At 64.6% G+C, this 15,662-nt stretch carries 17 protein-coding genes; 4 read left to right on the top strand and 13 right to left on the bottom strand.

What is annotated here, in order from left to right:
* Positions 1 to 23 precede the first annotated feature (23 nt).
* Both GRZ55_RS07485 and recO read right to left on the bottom strand, forming a co-directional pair.
* The gene (locus GRZ55_RS07485) at positions 24 to 542 is read right to left on the bottom strand and encodes a PaaI family thioesterase (protein ID WP_169286274.1); all 519 of its coding nucleotides are present in this window, start codon (positions 540 to 542) and stop codon (positions 24 to 26) included.
* Positions 539 to 1,291, bottom strand: a complete 753-nt coding sequence (gene recO / locus GRZ55_RS07480; protein WP_169286273.1) for a DNA repair protein RecO — start codon at positions 1,289 to 1,291, stop codon at positions 539 to 541. Before recO ends, GRZ55_RS07485 begins: the two co-directional genes overlap by 4 nt.
* Positions 1,292 to 1,378: 87 nt before the next feature.
* On the opposite strand from recO, the gene GRZ55_RS07475 reads away from it, so the two are divergent.
* A complete protein-coding gene (locus tag GRZ55_RS07475; protein ID WP_169286272.1) occupies positions 1,379 to 2,257 on the top strand; it encodes a helix-turn-helix domain-containing GNAT family N-acetyltransferase in 879 nt (292 codons plus the stop codon).
* Positions 2,258 to 2,279: 22 nt separating this feature from the next.
* On the opposite strand, the gene era is transcribed toward GRZ55_RS07475, so the two are convergent.
* The 8 genes from era to rpoZ form a co-directional block, all read right to left on the bottom strand.
* Complete coding sequence (gene era / locus GRZ55_RS07470) at positions 2,280 to 3,203, bottom strand: GTPase Era (protein WP_169286271.1); 924 nt, start codon at positions 3,201 to 3,203, stop codon at positions 2,280 to 2,282.
* Positions 3,200 to 3,901 (bottom strand): ribonuclease III, encoded by a 702-nt coding sequence (gene rnc, locus GRZ55_RS07465; RefSeq protein WP_169286270.1) that lies wholly within the window; start codon positions 3,899 to 3,901, stop codon positions 3,200 to 3,202. Before rnc ends, era begins: the two co-directional genes overlap by 4 nt.
* Positions 3,902 to 3,906: 5 nt before the next feature.
* Complete coding sequence (gene lepB / locus GRZ55_RS07460; protein ID WP_169286269.1) at positions 3,907 to 4,647, bottom strand: signal peptidase I; 741 nt, start codon at positions 4,645 to 4,647, stop codon at positions 3,907 to 3,909.
* Between the two features lie 91 nt (positions 4,648 to 4,738).
* A complete protein-coding gene (acpS, locus tag GRZ55_RS07455) occupies positions 4,739 to 5,140 on the bottom strand; it encodes a holo-ACP synthase (protein ID WP_169286268.1) in 402 nt (133 codons plus the stop codon).
* Positions 5,137 to 5,727, bottom strand: coding sequence for a DUF2062 domain-containing protein (locus GRZ55_RS07450; protein ID WP_169286267.1), 591 nt, complete (start codon positions 5,725 to 5,727; stop codon positions 5,137 to 5,139). The genes acpS and GRZ55_RS07450 overlap by 4 nt, the downstream gene beginning before the upstream one ends.
* Positions 5,728 to 5,958: 231 nt before the next feature.
* A complete protein-coding gene (locus GRZ55_RS07445) occupies positions 5,959 to 6,600 on the bottom strand; it encodes a hypothetical protein (RefSeq protein WP_169286266.1) in 642 nt (213 codons plus the stop codon).
* Positions 6,601 to 6,781: 181 nt separating this feature from the next.
* Entirely contained in the window at positions 6,782 to 9,013 is a 2,232-nt protein-coding gene (locus tag GRZ55_RS07440) for a bifunctional (p)ppGpp synthetase/guanosine-3',5'-bis(diphosphate) 3'-pyrophosphohydrolase (RefSeq protein ID WP_169286265.1), read from the bottom strand.
* Between the two features lie 102 nt (positions 9,014 to 9,115).
* The gene (rpoZ, locus tag GRZ55_RS07435) at positions 9,116 to 9,505 is read right to left on the bottom strand and encodes a DNA-directed RNA polymerase subunit omega (protein ID WP_169286264.1); all 390 of its coding nucleotides are present in this window, start codon (positions 9,503 to 9,505) and stop codon (positions 9,116 to 9,118) included.
* 272 nt (positions 9,506 to 9,777) lie between these two features.
* Here rpoZ and GRZ55_RS07430 point away from each other — a divergent pair, with 272 nt between their 5' ends.
* Both GRZ55_RS07430 and GRZ55_RS07425 read left to right on the top strand, forming a co-directional pair.
* Positions 9,778 to 10,359 carry an NYN domain-containing protein gene (locus GRZ55_RS07430; RefSeq protein ID WP_169286263.1) on the top strand — a complete coding sequence of 194 codons (582 nt, stop codon included), beginning with the start codon at positions 9,778 to 9,780 and terminating at the stop codon, positions 10,357 to 10,359.
* Positions 10,359 to 11,027 (top strand): uracil-DNA glycosylase, encoded by a 669-nt coding sequence (locus GRZ55_RS07425; protein WP_169286262.1) that lies wholly within the window; start codon positions 10,359 to 10,361, stop codon positions 11,025 to 11,027. Before GRZ55_RS07430 ends, GRZ55_RS07425 begins: the two co-directional genes overlap by 1 nt.
* Here the strand turns inward: GRZ55_RS07425 and GRZ55_RS07420 are convergent.
* From GRZ55_RS07420 to dapA, 3 genes are all read right to left on the bottom strand, one after another.
* Entirely contained in the window at positions 11,024 to 11,791 is a 768-nt protein-coding gene (locus GRZ55_RS07420; protein WP_246734578.1) for a glutaredoxin family protein, read from the bottom strand. The two genes, GRZ55_RS07425 and GRZ55_RS07420, sit on opposite strands and share 4 nt — an antisense overlap.
* Before the next feature lie 87 nt (positions 11,792 to 11,878).
* Complete coding sequence (smpB, locus tag GRZ55_RS07415) at positions 11,879 to 12,352, bottom strand: SsrA-binding protein SmpB (RefSeq protein ID WP_169286261.1); 474 nt, start codon at positions 12,350 to 12,352, stop codon at positions 11,879 to 11,881.
* Between the two features lie 24 nt (positions 12,353 to 12,376).
* Positions 12,377 to 13,261, bottom strand: a complete 885-nt coding sequence (gene dapA, locus GRZ55_RS07410; RefSeq protein WP_169286260.1) for a 4-hydroxy-tetrahydrodipicolinate synthase — start codon at positions 13,259 to 13,261, stop codon at positions 12,377 to 12,379.
* Positions 13,262 to 13,534: 273 nt separating this feature from the next.
* Between dapA and GRZ55_RS07405 the strand changes: the two genes are divergently transcribed.
* Complete coding sequence (locus GRZ55_RS07405) at positions 13,535 to 15,646, top strand: lytic transglycosylase domain-containing protein (protein WP_246734577.1); 2,112 nt, start codon at positions 13,535 to 13,537, stop codon at positions 15,644 to 15,646.
* Positions 15,647 to 15,662: the final 16 nt, after the last annotated feature.

Below are 15,662 nucleotides of genomic sequence, written 5' to 3'. Positions count from 1 at the left end.
GACATCGCAGCCTCGTGCGGCCGTCAGCCCCGTGCCATCCGCTCCATCGGAAAGATCGAGCAGGTTTCCGTGCCGAAGGCGAGGAGCTTGCCGCTGGCGTCCTTGAGCGAGGCTTCGGAGACCGCCAGCGTGCGGCCCCTGTGCACGAGGCGGGCCTCGCACACCACTTCGCCGGTCTGCGGCGAGATCGGCCGGGTCAGGTTCACCTTGAACTCGGCGGTCGTGTAGGCCTCGCCCTTGGCGAGCACGGTCTGCACGCAGCAGCCCAGCGCCGAATCCATGATGGTCGCCGCCCAGCCGCCATGCACCGAGCCGAGAGGATTGAGGTGTTGTGCGCCGGGCACGCCCCTGAAGACGGCCCTGCCCTCTTCCGCCTCCACCAGGCCGAAATTCATCAGCCCTGCCATGGGCGGGGCCGGATAATGGCCTTCGATCATGCGATGCAGCAACTCCAGGCCGGAATACTGGGCGAGGTCGGCGGCCGGAATTGTTCCAAGCCCAAGCCGCGAGACCTGGCCGGGATAGAGCTCCACTTCGCTCATGCTGCGTCTTCTCCGTTGGATGGGGTGCGCGTCCGGGCGAGCGCGGCCATGAAGCTGGCCCGTGCGGCTGGTTCGTCGATGCCGCGCGGCTCATAGAGATTACGATGCATGAAGAAGCCGGTGAGCCGGAAGGCGGCGTCGATGGCTTCCGGGCTGCCGCGCACGCCCGCGCCCGGTCGCAGGAAGGCCGGTAACGCGAGCATGCGGTCATGCCATGGCTGGCCCGCCGCGCGGCTCACCGCACGCCCGCTCTTGGGCGAGACATAGGCGAGATCCTCGGTAGTGCCGGTCGCTGCGCAGCGTTCAAGGTCGAGCCCGAAACCCAGCTCCTCCAGAACCAGCAGTTCGAAACGGACGAGCAGTTCGGCGGTCGATTGCGGATCGTCGAGATGAGCGATCAGGAGACCAAGCGTCTCGTAGAGGCTTTCATGCGGGTCACGTTCGGGCAGGAGCCGCAGATGAGCAGCGATCGCCTGCAAGCCATAGACGGCGCAGGCGCTGCCCATCAGGCGCGCCGCATTGAGCTCGAGGGGCTCGATCTGGAAGGTGCCCAGATGCTCGTCCAGGCGCGCCCACCAGGTGACCTGCACCCTGTTGCCCGGCTGCAGGAGCGGCTGCATGCGGCGCGATCGACCGCCGCGCACCAGGCCCATATGCCGGCCGTGACGGCGCGTCATCGTCTCGACAATGGCACTCGTCTCGCCGTGACGGCGCGTGCCCAGGATGATCGCCTCGTCAGCCCATTCCATGGCCCATCTGTAGCCGATGCCGCCACCTTCGCAAGAGCAAGGGGGAAGGTTGTTGCCATCTCTATTTATCTGACTTAAGTCAGATATATGGATCAGGAAGACATCGCTCATGTACGCCGCTTCAACCGGTCGCTCACGCGGCGGATCGGGGCGCTGGACGAGAGCTATCTCGGCCGTGGCCGGCCGCTCGGGCAGGCGCGGCTGCTGTTCGAGATCGGACCGGATGGCTGCGACCTCAAGAGCCTGCGCGATCGGATCGGCCTCGATTCAGGCTATCTGAGCCGGCTCGTCGGGCTCCTGGTGGAGCACGGCCTGGTCGACCTCGACAGCGATCCCGAGGACGGGCGGCGGCGCCGGGCCACGTTGACGGCGGCGGGGCTGGACGAATGGCGCGCCTATGATGAGCTGTCGGACGGCTTTGCCCGCTCGCTCCTCGCCCCGCTCGATCCGGCCCGGCGCCAGCGGCTCGTGGGCGCGATGCGCGAGGTGGAACGCCTCGTCGCGGCCGCCTCCATCGAACTTGACCCGGTCTCGCCGGAGAGCACGGAAGCGAAAGCCTGCCTCGCCAGCTACGTGGGGGAACTGGAAGGCCGTTTCGAAAACGGCTTCGACGCAGCGAAAAGCCGGCCGCGAGGGCCCGCCTCGCAACCCCCGCGCCTCTTCCTGATCGCCCGGCTCGAAGGACGTGCGGTGGGCTGTGGCGCGCTCTACGACTTCGATGCCAGCGCTGGCGAGATCAAGCGGATGTGGGTGGCGCCTCATACGCGCGGGCTGGGCATTGCGCGGCGGCTTCTCGACGCACTGGAGAGCGAGGCGCGCGGCGCGGGCATGAAGCGGCTGCTGCTCGACACCAACCGCTCGCTTACCGAAGCCATGACGCTCTACGAGAAGTCCGGCTACCGCCGGATCGCCCGCTACAATGACAATCCCTATGCGGATTTTTGGTACGAGAAGATGCTGGGCTAGGCGAAATTCAGCGGCGAGGTCGTTACCGCGGATATTCCAGCCCCATCTCGCGGTAGCGCTCGGGGTCGTCGCCCCAGTTCTCGCGCACTTTCACGAACAGGAAGAGATGGACCTTCTGTTCGAGAATGCCGGCCATTTCCTCGCGTGACGCCTGGCCGATGGCGCGGATGGTCTCGCCCTTGTGGCCGAGCACGATCTTCTTCTGGCTGTCGCGCTCGACATAGATGACCTGCTCGATGCGCACCGAGCCGTCCTTCTTTTCCTCCCACTTCTCCGTCTCGACATGGGAGGAATAGGGCAGTTCCTGGTGCAGCCGCAGAAACAGCTTCTCGCGGGTGATCTCGGCTGCCAGTTGCCGCATGGGCAGATCGGAGAGCTGATCCTCGGGATAGTACCAGGGCCCGTGCGGCAGTGCCTCGGCCAGATAGGACAGGAGGTCCGCGCAGCCCGAACCGGTCAGCGCCGAGACCATGAAGGTTCGCGCGAACTCGGCCTGCTCGTTGGCCTTGGCGGTGAGTTCGAGAAGCATCTCGCGTTTCACCCGATCCACCTTGTTGAGGACGAGGATCTTGGGCTGGCGAACGTCCTTCAAGCTCGCCAGGATCTCTCCCGCGTCGCCCTTCAGCCCACGCTCGGCGTCGATCAGCACCAGCACGATATCGGCATCGCGGGCGCCGCCCCATGCGGTCGTCACCATGGCGCGGTCAAGCCGGCGCTTGGGCCGGAAGATGCCCGGCGTGTCGATGAAGACGATCTGCGTCTGGTCATGCGTGGCAATGCCGCGCACGATGGCACGCGTCGTCTGCACCTTGTGGGTAACGATCGACACCTTCGCGCCAACCAGCTGGTTGAGAAGGGTCGACTTGCCCGCATTGGGGGCACCGATCAGCGCCACGAAGCCCGAGCGCGTTGAAACAGCAGCCGGTTCGTCATTCATTGCCGTCATCCTTTCCAGGCCTTTTCGCGCTTGAGCAGCGCGGCGGCGGCGGCCTGCTCGGCCTCCCGCTTCGACCGGCCCTCGGCAACCGCCGGCGCAAGGCGGCCCACCGCAACGCTGACGGTGAAGACGGGATCGTGATCGGGTCCGCTGCGATTGTCCACCGCATATGTGGGAGTGGCGCCATGGGCCTGATGGGCCCATTCCTGCAGCGCGGTCTTGGCGTCGCGCCTGGCGGCGGTGGCGAGCTTCGAGCGCGGACCCCAATAACGCTGGATGAAGGCACGGGCGGCAGCCATGCCGCCTTCCAGATAGAGAACGGCGATCACCGCCTCCATGACGTCGGAGCGCAAATTGACCTGGTTGCGGCTCGACCGCGCGCGCACCTCGCCGCTGGTGCGGATGAGGTCGGGCATGCCCGCCTCGTCGGCGATCTCGGCCAGCGTCTCGGCATTGACGAGCGCGTTGAGGCGCAGCGACAGTTCACCTTCCGGAGCCTGCGGGTAATCGGCGAAGATCATTTCGGCCACGGCCAGGCCCAGCACCCGGTCGCCGAGAAATTCAAGTCGCTGGTAATCGGCCGCATCACCCTTTCGGGCGCTGGCATGGGTCAGTGCGGCGCGCAGTCGCAGACGGTCCGTCACCCGCGTCCCGGTGATTTCGGCAATGGCGGCGACGAGCTGGTCATCGCTGGGTGAGGTCGACATCGCGATCAGCGCACCATGTTGAAGATGCGCCCGAAGCGGACCTCCGACGGCCAGCGCCAGATCTCGAGCGGGCTTGCACCGCCCGACATCGAGAAGAAGATGATATTGGCGCGACCCACCAGATGGTCATACGGCACATAGCCCACCGAGAAGCGGCTATCGGTGGAGTTGTCGCGGTTGTCGCCCATCATGAAGAAGTGGCCTTGCGGCACCTCGAACGCGCGGGTGTTGTCGCCGATCGAATTGGGCGTGAGGTCGAGCGTGTCGTAGGTGACCCCGTTGGGCATCGTCTCGCGCCAGACCTCCACCGGGCGGGCAAGCTCGGTGATATCGACATCTTCCACCACGCCGATCATCTCGCGAGGGATCGGCTCGCCATTGATATGAAGCACGCCCTCGCGCATCTGCACGACATCACCGGGCAGGCCGATCACGCGCTTGATATAGTCGAGCGAGGGGTTGGGCGGATATTTGAAGACCGCCACATCGCCGCGCTGGGGTTCGGCGCCCCATATCCGGCCGGAGAACAGATTGGGCGAGAAGGGCAGCGAGTGGCGCGAATAGCCATAGGCCCACTTGGTGACGAATAGGTAGTCGCCCTCAAGCAGGGTCGGCCGCATCGACCCCGAGGGGATCGAGAATGGCTGGATCAGCACGGTGCGAATCACCATCGCCAGGAGCAGCGCCTGGATGATGACGCTGACCGTCTCGCCCACACCGCCGGATTTCTTCGAATTGTCCGCCACGCTCGCACCGTCCTGATTTCTGCGGGAAACGCGTTCCTCATAGCGACTTGGCCAGAAGGGGGCAACGCCCGCTGCTACCCTTATGGCCAGGCTAGGGCGAAGCTACGGCCTCGATGATCACGAAGGCCTGAGCCAGCGGATAATCATCCGTGATGGTGAGGTGGATGACGGCTTCGTGTCCCGCCGGCATCATGGCGGACAGGCGCAGGGCGGCGCCGCCGCTCAACGCCATGGTGGGCTTGCCGCCCGGCAGGTTGACGACTCCCATGTCACGCCAGAACACACCGCGCGACAGGCCGGTACCCAAGGCCTTCGAACAGGCTTCCTTGGCGGCAAAGCGCTTGGCGTAGGAGGCCGCCCGCTCGCGACGGCGGTCGGATTTCTGCTGCTCGATATCGGTGAAGATACGCTGGACGAACCGCTCGCCATAGCGCTCCAACGTCTTTTCGATGCGCCTGATGTCGATCAGGTCGCTGCCAAGGCCAACGATCATCGGTTGGCAGCCGCCTGGGTCTCGAGCTGCATCGCGCGGTTGCGCGCGCGCTCGGCGAGCCGTTTGCGGCGCGCCTCGCGGAAGGCGGCCGTCGCCCAGCGCGTCAGGAAATAGAAGACCAGCGCGACCGCGCCGCCCACCGGCAGGGCGCCGATCGTCATCGGTTTCAGCAGCGGCTCCCACACATGCACGAAATCGAGATGGGTCAGCGCGCGTCCCAGCTGTAGCGGTACGATCTCCTCAGGCTGGCTGCCGTAGAGGATGAAGCGGCCGGCTGCCAACGTGCTCGCCCAGATGAAGGGGAAGGTGAAGGGGTTGCCTACAGCGGTGCCCAGGGCCGATGCGACCAGGTTTCCGCGCAACAGCCAGGCAAGGACGCCCGCCACGATGAAGTGGAAGCCCAGATAGGGCAAGAACGACGCGAAGACGCCGGCCGCGACGCCGGCCGCAATCGCGTGAGGCGTTGCCGACAGGCGGAGGATACGTTTCGTGTAGTAGGGAACCGAGCGCCAGAAGGCCTTGCGCGGCCAGAAGAACCCTTTGACCCGGTCCCAGAATCCCAATGTCTTTCTTCTCTTGAAGAGCATGTGCTCCCAACGCGCTCCCGCCCACGAGGTTGCCAGTCGACTCAGCGGTCCCGACAATCCTGAAGCCGATTCCCTAAACAACGGTTTGTGTCGAAAAATCGAACCGTTCGTCCCCTTCTTCAAATAGATATCAAAACGGGCCGCGCAACAAGCCGAGCTGCGACACAACTTTAGGGGAAGCAGGACCGCAGGCCATACCTGCCCGGCCGGGCCGGGCAGGTTAGATTCGCCCTATTGCCCGATGGAAATGCCGCCGCCGCCGATGCTGGCGCCGATGCCGTCGGAATCGACACTCACGCCGATCCCGTCCTCGCCGCCAACACCCACGCCGATGCCGCCATCATTGTTGCTTCCTGCGCCGCTGCCGCCGCCACCCACATCGGCACTGATGCCGCCGGTATTGCCGGTCGCGGCATCCTCGCCCACGCCAACGCTGATACCGCCCGTGTTGCCGGCAGCAGCGCCCTCGCCCGCGCCGACATTCACACCGCCGGTGGTGTCTGCCGCCGCACCGGTTCCGATACCCACATTGACGCCGGACTCGTTTCCAGAGGCCGCGCCGGGGCCGGCCCCGACGTTGATGCCACCCGTATTGTCGGCGGCACCACCGCCGACACCGACATTGACGCCGCCGGGGTCGTTCGCGACGGGCGTGCCGGGATCAGCAGGATCCGCGGGGTCGCCGGGGACGCCAGGACTTCCCGGACCGGGCGATGCGGATGTTGCGCCGACAGCGTCCTCTGGGCAGCCTTGCTCGGCAATCGCCTCAAGCTGCGCGGGCGTAAGGGATCTTGCCGGCAACTCGCAGAGATTGGCCTGTGCGGGCCCAAGTGCCAGATAACCGGCGGCGCCCAAGGCCAGGGTTGCGATCATATACGGGGAGCTTCGAGGTGTACTTTTCATCTTCATCACCTTTGCTATCCGTCCCGCTAACTCAACCAACACCCGTATCGGTTGTTCCAGGAATTCGTTGCAACGGTCAGCCGCCAGGGGTTCCAGGCGGAAGGACGAAAGAAGAGGGAATTGGGCGCTCGGACACTAGCGCGGCGCCGGCCTAGCCGTTGACGCGCTGGACTTCGCTGACGCTGGAAGCTTCCTTCAGCTGAGAGATCAGCCTGTTGAGATGCTTCAGATCCCACACTTCCAGATCGATGATGATCTCGGTGAAGTCGGGCGCGGTCCGCCCCATGGATAGCGTATGGATATTGGCGTCGTGGGTGGCGATCACGCCCGCGATCTCGGCCAGCGAGCCGGGCGCGTTGATCGCGGTGAGTGCGATGCGCGCGGGGAAACGCTCCTTGTTGGCTTCATCGATGTCCCAGCGCACATCGATCCACCTCTCGGGCTGGTCGTCGAAGGCCGTCAGCGAGGGCGACTGGATGGGATAGATGGTAATCCCGGTCCCCGGTTGCAGAATGCCGACAATGCGGTCGCCCGGCACGGCACCCTCCGGCGCGAAGGCCACGGGCAGGTCGCCGCTCACGCCACGGATCGGGACCGCGCCATTTGCCGAACTCTTGCGCGGGCGGCGCGTGGAGGAGGATCGCCCCGGAAGCTGGAACAGCATCCCCGCCGCATTGCGCAGGTTGAACCATCCCTCCTCGCGCCGGTTCGAGGCCGGCGTGATGCGCTCGTCCTTGTGGTCTGGAAAGACGGCTTTCATCACGTCGAGCGATGACAACTCGCCGCGCCCGACAGCGGAGAGCACATCCTCCACGTCCTTGCGCGCCAGCCGATGGAGCACCGGTTTCAGCGCATCCTTGGTGAAGGACTTGCCGGCGCGTTCGAACGCGCGTTCGAGGATGCGTGTACCCAGCCCCGAATACTGCTTGCGAATGGCGATCTTGGTGGCGCGCCGGATGGCGGAGCGGGCCTTGCCGGTGACGACGACCGATTCCCATGCCGCCGGCGGCACCTGTGCCTTGGAGCGGATGATTTCCACCTCGTCGCCATTTTTCAACTCGGTCATCAGCGGCATGATGCGCCCGTTGACCTTGGCGCCGACGCAGGAGTCGCCCACATCCGTGTGAACGGCATAGGCGAAGTCGATCGGCGTGGCGCCGCGCGGAAGCGCGATCAACCGGCCTTTGGGCGTGAAGCAGAAGACCTGGTCGCGGAAGAGCTCCAGCTTGGTGTTTTCGAGGAATTCCTCGGGATTGTCGCCTTCCGAGAGCGCCTCGATGGTCTGGCGGAGCCAGGCATAGGCATTGGTCTCCTTGGAGATCGCGTGGCTGACTCCATTGGAAGCCCCCTGCCCGTCCTTGTAGAGCGAATGCGCTGCGACGCCGTATTCGGCGACATGGTGCATCTCGCGGGTGCGGATCTGCAGTTCCACGCGCTGGCGCGACGGCCCGACGATGGTCGTGTGAATGGAGCGGTAGTCGTTCTGCTTCGGGGTCGAGATGTAGTCCTTGAAGCGGCCGGGAACCATGGCCCAGCTGGTGTGGATGGCGCAGAGCGCCTTGTAGCAATCCTCCACGCTTTCGGTGATGACGCGAAAGCCGAAGACATCCGACAGTTGCTCGAAGGAAAGCGCCTTGGCCTCCATCTTGCGAAAGACAGACCAGGATTTCTTCAGGCGCCCCTTGACCTCGGCCTTGACGTCGTAGCGGGTAAAGAGCGCGTCCAGAGCCTTCTCGATCTCGCCGATCACGTGACGGTTGCGCTCGGACAGCTCCGCCAGCCGCTCGGTCACGGCCTTGTAGGCCTCGGGATTGATGTAGCGGAAGGACAGCTCCTCTAGCTCGTCACGCATGTCCTGCATGCCCATGCGCCCGGCCAGCGGCGCATAGATGTCCATGGTCTCCTCGGCGATGCGCAGGCGCTTGTCGTCGCGCATGTGGTCGAGGGTGCGCATATTGTGCAGCCGGTCGGCCAGCTTCACCAGAAGGACACGCACGTCCTGGGAGATGGCCAGCAGCAGCTTGCGCAGATTCTCTGCCTGCTCGGCCTTCTTGGAGACGAGATCGAGCTTCTTGAGCTTGGTCAGGCCCTCCACCAGCCTGCCCATATCCGGTCCGAACAGCTGGTCGATCTCCTGCCGGGTGGCCGTCGTATCCTCGATCGTGTCGTGAAGGAGCGCGACGGCGATGGTCGACTCATCGAGATGCATGTCGGTAAGGATCGCAGCCACTTCCAGGGGATGCGAAAAATAGGGATCGCCCGAAGCGCGCTTCTGATGGCCATGCTTCTGCATGGCATAGACGTAGGCCTTGTTGAGCAGTGCCTCGTTGACGTCGGGCTTGTAGCGCTGCACGCGCTCGACAAGCTCGTACTGGCGCATCATTCTTTTGCAATCCAATCGCGCAATACAAGAACAGGCGCCGTGCGGATGCGCGGCGCCTGTACTAGATAGACACGAATCAGATCGGGCGGAAGCCGCCCGTCATCAGAAATCGTCGTTCTTCTCGGGAGCGACGAGCCCTTCGATGCCGGCGAGAAGATCTTCTTCGCTCATGCGGTCGAAAGCGATGGTCTCCTCGGGCGCCTCGTCCTGTACCTCGGATGCCTGCGGAAGCTGCTCGGGCAGGTCCGCCTCGGGCTCGTCCACCTCGACATGCTTCTGGAGCGAATGGATCAGATCTTCCTTGAGGTCGCCGGGTGCCAGAGTCTCGTCGGCGATCTCGCGCAAGGCCACAACCGGGTTCTTGTCGTTGTCGCGATCGACCGTGATCGGTGCGCCCTGCGAGATCAGCCGCGCACGGTGTCCGGCGAGAAGAACGAGTTCGAACCGATTGTCGACCTTGTCGATGCAGTCCTCAACGGTGACACGGGCCATGCGATGCCCCTTTCATGGATCGAATTTCGGGATTTGGGCGGTCGATAGCGCGAACGCGCTTAAATTACAAGTCGGGAGTTTGCCCGGACGGAGTCAAGGACAGCCAGCGGCGTTCTCGAAAACGTGATCAGAAAAATTCGTTCCGGGTACCGATGTTGTTGGAACGAATCCGGGCGGGCGGTAATTCAATGTGGCTGGCCTACTATTGGCGGAATGCCAGTCCGATCTGCACTTTTTGTACCAATTCCATTTCAGGATAGGGATTAAAGACCATGTTCGACCATCGCGAAAAGATTGCGCTCTTCATCGACGGTGCGAATCTCTATGCTACATCGCGGGCGCTCGGTTTCGATATCGACTACCGTCGCCTGCTGAGTCACTTCCAGGCTCATGGTCACTTTCTGCGGGCCTACTATTACACCGCGCTGATCGAAGACCAGGAATATTCGTCCATCCGGCCACTGATCGACTGGCTCGACTACAATGGCTACAAGGTCGTCACCAAGCCTGCCAAGGAATTCACGGATTCCACGGGCCGCCGGAAGATCAAGGGCAACATGGATATCGAGCTGACGATCGACGCGCTCGAATTGTCGAATATCGTCGAGCATTATGTCATTTTTTCGGGAGACGGCGACTTTCGGACCCTGGTGGAAGCCCTCCAGCGGCGGGGACGCAAGGTTTCCGTTGTCTCGACCATGTCGTCGCAGCCGCCAATGATTTCCGACGATCTGCGGCGCCAGGCCGACAATTTCATTGATCTCATGTCGCTGAAGGCCGAAATAGGTCGAGACCCGTCCGAGCGCCCCGCGCGCCGGCATGAGCCCGAACTTGAAACCGACAACGACGATTGATGCCTGAAAACACTGCGAAAGTTGAGCCGGCGCGGGACTGTCCCCTCTGCCCGCGCCTGCACGGCTTCATCGCGGCATGGCGAGAGCGCGAACCGACGTGGTTCAATGCGCCGGTACCGACCTGGGCGGACGCAAGGGGCGACGACCATGTAAGCCTGCTCGTGGTGGGGCTCGCACCGGGACTTCGCGGCGCCAACCGCACCGGGCGGCCCTTCACGGGGGACTATGCGGGCGACCTGCTTTATCGCACGCTGGGCGAATTCGGCTTCGCCCGCGGCACATTCGCAGCGCGGCCCGATGACGGGCTGCAGTTGGTGGGCGCTGCGGTGACCAATGCCGTCCGTTGCGTGCCGCCGGAAAACAAGCCGGTCGGGGCCGAGATCAACACCTGCCGCGCCTTTCTCGCGCCGACGCTGCGACGTTTTCCCAATTTACGTACCATCGTCACGCTCGGAACCATCGCCCATCAATCGACCGTGCGTGCGCTCGGCGCCCGCGTGCAGGCGCATCCATTCGGGCATGGCGCATGCAGCGAGATCGACGGCCTGTCGATCTTCTCCAGCTATCACTGCTCCCGCTACAACACGAATACCGGCAGGCTGACCGAAGAGATGTTCCGCTCGGTCTTCGCGGCGGTGCGCACGCATCTGGATGGCGGCGCGGCCTAGATTAGGGCACGTGCGCCCATCCAGACCGCCATGGCGATCATCATCAGATTTTCGGTCAGCGACACGAAGCCAAGCGGCACGCGGCTGGAGCCGCCCACGCAAGCACATTTTAGTTCGCGCTTGTCGATATAGACTGCCTTGACGACCGATACCGCGCCGATCGTTCCGATCAACAGCGCCACGGGAGCGGCCAGCCATATCAGCGCGCCGGCAATCATCAGAATTCCCGCCAGCGCCTCTCCGAACGGGTAGAGATAGGCGTAACGGACCCAGCGTTGCGCCAACAGATCGTAGTTCAGGAACATGGTCGAGAAGCTCTCGAGGTCCTGCAGTTTCTGGATCGCCAGAACGCACATGGAGATGGCCACGAACCATTCGACGGCACGGAGCGTGAAGATGGTCTCGAAGACGAACCAGCTGATCCCCAGCGCCATCAGTGCGCTGATCGCGAAGATGGCGACGACCGGCTGGTAGCTTGTCTCGTCCGCCTCAGGGACCGCATCGCCAAAATGGACGCGCAGGTCGTCATAGCCACCGATCCTCTGCCCGCCTATGAAGGTCTGCGGCGTCGTATCGACTCCCTGGTCCTTCTTGAAGCGCTCGGTTTCCTCGCGGCTCTCCAGCCAATGGTCCTCGACCTCGAAACCCCTGGATTCCAGAAGCGCTTTCGACTTGAGGCCGAAGGGGCACAGGTGATCCTCCATAACCATGCGATAAAGCACGGCCTTGCGCTGATCGGCCACGGATCTTCCATCAAGCATCATACGTGATCCCCTTGCGTTACCTTGCAAGGCGAATGCAGCCGTCGCGGAGATGTTCCATGAAGGGAAATGGAGACGGGCGAAGCGCCCTTATCCCCGATCCTTGAGCAGCCGGGCCTTCTCGCGGCCCCAATCGCGTTTCTTCTGCGTCTCGCGCTTGTCGTGGAGCTTCTTGCCCTTGGCCGTTGCCAGCAGCAGCTTGGCGCGGCCCTGCTCGTTGAAGTACAATTTGAGCGGGACCATCGTCATGCCCTCACGCTCGACTGCCTGGGACATGCGCGCCATCTCGCGCTTGTTCAGGAGCAGCTTGCGCCGCCGCTTGGGCTCATGGTTGAAGCGGTTTCCACCCGAATATTCCGGCACGTAGGAATTGATCAGCCAGATCTCGCCATCCTCGACAGAAGCATAGGATTCCTGGATGTTGGCCTTGCCCTCGCGCAGCGACTTCACCTCCGTGCCGGTCAGCACGAGGCCGGCCTCGAGCGTGTCCTCGATTTCGTAGGAGAAGCGCGCCTTGCGGTTCTCGGCGACGGTCTTGCCGCTATGTTCTTTCTTGGGTGCCATGGCGCTTCAGGTGGACCTCAAGCGCTAATTGATCAAGCCCGCGTGACGCATGGCCGCGTCGATCAGGGCGGCCGTCGCCGGTTCCACGTCGACCATCGGCGAGCGCACCGTGGCTTCCATCTTGCCGAGCCGCGACAAGGCATATTTGGCGCCGGCCGGGTTGGGCTCGACGAACAGCGCCTTGTGCAGCGGCATCAGCCGGTCCTGGAGTTCGATGGCGCGGGCCCGGTCGCCGCCATTGACGGTGGCCGCCTGGAACTCCGCGCACAGGCGCGGCGCCACATTCGACGTCACCGAGATGCAACCCACGCCGCCATGGGCGTTGAAGCCGAGCGCAGTCGAGTCCTCGCCCGAGAGCTGGATGAAATCGGCGCCGCAGGTTGCACGCTGTTCCGACACGCGGTCGACCTTGGCGGTCGCGTCCTTGACGCCGACGATGTTGGAGAAGTCGGTCGCCAGACGGCCCATGGTCTCCGGGCTCATGTCGATGATCGAACGGCCGGGAATGTTGTAGATGAAGATCGGCAGCGCGGTCGCCTGGGCGACGGCGGCGAAATGCGCATAAAGCCCGCGCTGGCTCGGCTTGTTATAATAAGGAGTGACGACGAGAAGGGCGTCGGCGCCGACCTTCTCGGCATTCTGCGCGAGCCAGATCGCCTCGTCGGTGGAGTTGGAGCCGGCACCGGCGATCACGGGCACGCGGCCGGAGGCCACCTCCACGCAGCATTCGACGACCCGGAGATGCTCCTCGTGGCTCAGCGTCGGCGATTCGCCCGTCGTGCCCACCGGCACGAGACCGCTGGAGCCCTCGGCGATCTGCCATTCGACGAATTCACGAAAGCGCTTCTCGTCGAAGTCGCCGTTCTGCGTGAATGGTGTCACCAGCGCCGTGATCGAGCCCTTGAACATGAAATGGAAACTCCGGTCCGTCTTCGCTTGCGGGCGGCAGGCCGTGATGGCAGCACCCGGCGCCCACAAGGGCGGCATCTTGCGCGGCTTCTAGCGCAATGTCGCGCGCCATACCATAGTCTTGTCGCCTTTGCCGGCCAAAGGGGCGCAAGAAGCGGGGATTGTCCCAAGCCCGCTAACCTTTGATTTACGTTGTTTTCACCGAAACCCGGCTACGGTCGTCGTGATCCATGTCGGATCCGTACCTCGTAATTGACCTGGGATCGATCTTAGATGACCGCAATGAAGCGCCACCGCAGCACCACTTCCCTCGCCACTTTCGCTCTGGCTGCCGGCCTGTCGGCACCGGCGGCGGCCGAAGTGGTGATGCCCGAGAACGTGCCGATCCCGCGCGCGCGCCCCTATGACATGTCGAGCCAGGCGGGCGGCGTGAGCTCCTTCACCACCGGATCGGTGGTGGCGCAAACGGCCGCGGCGCAGGCGGCCAACCTTGTGGTGGGCGGCGACGTGTCGCGCCTCAAGGCGGGGCTCGACGCACTCGGCTCGGGCAATGCGGCGCGGGCGCGCTCGGTGCGCGACGCGCTGCCGGCCAATTCGCTCGACCGGGCGATTCTCGGATGGGCGATCGCCGTATCGGGCGACCCGAACGTGCCGAGCTCGGACATCGCGCAGGCAGCCCACGAGCTCTCGGGGTGGCCTGGCATGGCGACGCTGCGCAACAATTCCGAGCGGGCCATGCACCGCGAGAATCCCGGTCCGCAGGCCGTGCTGCGCGCCTTCGGCGACACCCAGCCGCAGACCGTGGAAGGCGCCATCATCCTGGCCCGCGCGCATGTTGCCGTCGGCAACCTGGACCGCGCCCGCGCGGTGCTGTCGCCACTCTGGCGGACGGAGCGGCTGGAGCCGGCCGAGGAAGCGGCCATCATCCGCGAGTTTGGCCGGGTCATCCCGGCCGCCGATCACCGTGCCCGTATGGAGCGCATGCTCTATATCGACCGCATCACGGCGGCCGAGCGCGTCGCGGCGCTGGCCGGCGGCGAGGCGCTGACGAAGGCGTGGGCGGCGGTGACGCGTGGGGAACGCAATGCCACCGCCCTGCTCGATGCCGTGCCGCAGGCGCAGCGGTCTGCCGGCTATTATTTCGCCAAGGCCCGCCATCTGCGCCGCAACGGCGAGAAATACCGCGAAGCCGCGCAGGTCATCCTGCAGGCGCCCAACGACGCCCTCATGCAGGTCGATCCGGAGAGCTACTGGTTCGAGCGTCGCGTGTTGTCGCGCGAACTTCTCGACATCGGCGACGCGCAGACGGCTTATCGCGTGGTCGCCGCGCATGTGGGCGGCACGCCTGCCACGCAGGTCGACGCCGCCTTCCATGCCGGCTGGTATGCGCTGCGGGCGCTGAATGACGCACGCACGGCGCATCGCCACTTCGCGCGCATCGTGGAGATATCCGAAGGACCCATCTCCGTGTCGCGCGGCAATTACTGGCTCGGGCGCGCTGCCGAGGCCGGCGGCGGCGGCAACGCACGGCAATATTACGAACGCGCGGCCGTTCACGGTACCGCATTCTATGGCCAGCTGGCCGCCGCCAAGCTCGGCCGCAACACCATTCCGGCCGATTTCCCGAGCGCCTCCGACACCGATCGGCGCAATTTCCAGAACCGCCAGGCCGTGCAGGCCATCCGGCGGCTGGAGGAAGCCGGGCACCAGACCCGCGCCGACACTCTCTATAGGGAGCTTGCCCGTCAGATATCGAGCCCGGGCGAGCTGGCGCTGCTTTCCGTCATGGCGGAACGGCGCAGCCATTTCCTGTCGCTGCGCGTCGGAAAATGGGCGGCCGCGCGCGGGCTCGAGGTCGGCGCGCTCGCCCATCCGGTCGGCGCCATTCCCGCTTCCGCGAATATCTCGATGGCCGGCAAGGCGCTGGCCTATGCCATTGCGCGCCAGGAAAGCGAGTTCAACATCGGCGCGCGTTCAGGCGCCGGCGCGCTCGGCATCCTGCAGCTCCTGCCGGGTACGGCCCGCGACATGGCGCGCAAGATCGGCGTGTCCTTCAATCAGGCGCGGCTGACAACCGATGCGGGATACAACGCCGCACTGGGTGCCGCCTATCTCGGCGAGCAGCTGGAGCGCTTCGACGGGTCCTACATCCTCACCTTCGTGGCCTACAATGCCGGCCCGACGCGCGCGCGCCAGTGGGTGGACCGCTATGGCCACCCGAGCGGCCAGAGCATCGAGGCGGTGGTGGACTGGATCGAGCGCATTCCTTTCACCGAGACGCGCGGCTATGTGCAGCGCGTGATGGAGAACTACCAGGTCTACAAGATGCGCCTTTCGGGACGCATGGACATTGTCGGGGATCTCACCAGCGGGCGGCGGCGCTGATTTGAGCGCGTCGAGC

Origin of the sequence: Chelativorans sp. ZYF759, from assembly GCF_012911015.1 — a bacterium.
Taxonomy (GTDB): domain Bacteria; phylum Pseudomonadota; class Alphaproteobacteria; order Rhizobiales; family Rhizobiaceae; genus ZYF759.
This window is presented reverse-complemented; position numbering and strand designations above follow the sequence as displayed.

Coding starts and splice junctions, on each gene's coding strand:
- GRZ55_RS07485 (WP_169286274.1), bottom strand. CDS start 542: ATGAGCGAAGTGGAGCTCTATCCCGGCCAGGTCTCGCGGCTTGGGCTT.
- recO (WP_169286273.1), bottom strand. CDS start 1,291: ATGGAATGGGCTGACGAGGCGATCATCCTGGGCACGCGCCGTCACGGC.
- GRZ55_RS07475 (WP_169286272.1), top strand. CDS start 1,379: ATGGATCAGGAAGACATCGCTCATGTACGCCGCTTCAACCGGTCGCTC.
- era (WP_169286271.1), bottom strand. CDS start 3,203: ATGACGGCAATGAATGACGAACCGGCTGCTGTTTCAACGCGCTCGGGC.
- rnc (WP_169286270.1), bottom strand. CDS start 3,901: ATGTCGACCTCACCCAGCGATGACCAGCTCGTCGCCGCCATTGCCGAA.
- acpS (WP_169286268.1), bottom strand. CDS start 5,140: ATGATCGTTGGCCTTGGCAGCGACCTGATCGACATCAGGCGCATCGAA.
- GRZ55_RS07450 (WP_169286267.1), bottom strand. CDS start 5,727: ATGCTCTTCAAGAGAAGAAAGACATTGGGATTCTGGGACCGGGTCAAA.
- GRZ55_RS07445 (WP_169286266.1), bottom strand. CDS start 6,600: ATGATCGCAACCCTGGCCTTGGGCGCCGCCGGTTATCTGGCACTTGGG.
- GRZ55_RS07440 (WP_169286265.1), bottom strand. CDS start 9,013: ATGATGCGCCAGTACGAGCTTGTCGAGCGCGTGCAGCGCTACAAGCCC.
- rpoZ (WP_169286264.1), bottom strand. CDS start 9,505: ATGGCCCGTGTCACCGTTGAGGACTGCATCGACAAGGTCGACAATCGG.
- GRZ55_RS07430 (WP_169286263.1), top strand. CDS start 9,778: ATGTTCGACCATCGCGAAAAGATTGCGCTCTTCATCGACGGTGCGAAT.
- GRZ55_RS07425 (WP_169286262.1), top strand. CDS start 10,359: ATGCCTGAAAACACTGCGAAAGTTGAGCCGGCGCGGGACTGTCCCCTC.
- GRZ55_RS07420 (WP_246734578.1), bottom strand. CDS start 11,791: ATGATGCTTGATGGAAGATCCGTGGCCGATCAGCGCAAGGCCGTGCTT.
- smpB (WP_169286261.1), bottom strand. CDS start 12,352: ATGGCACCCAAGAAAGAACATAGCGGCAAGACCGTCGCCGAGAACCGC.
- dapA (WP_169286260.1), bottom strand. CDS start 13,261: ATGTTCAAGGGCTCGATCACGGCGCTGGTGACACCATTCACGCAGAAC.
- GRZ55_RS07405 (WP_246734577.1), top strand. CDS start 13,535: ATGACCGCAATGAAGCGCCACCGCAGCACCACTTCCCTCGCCACTTTC.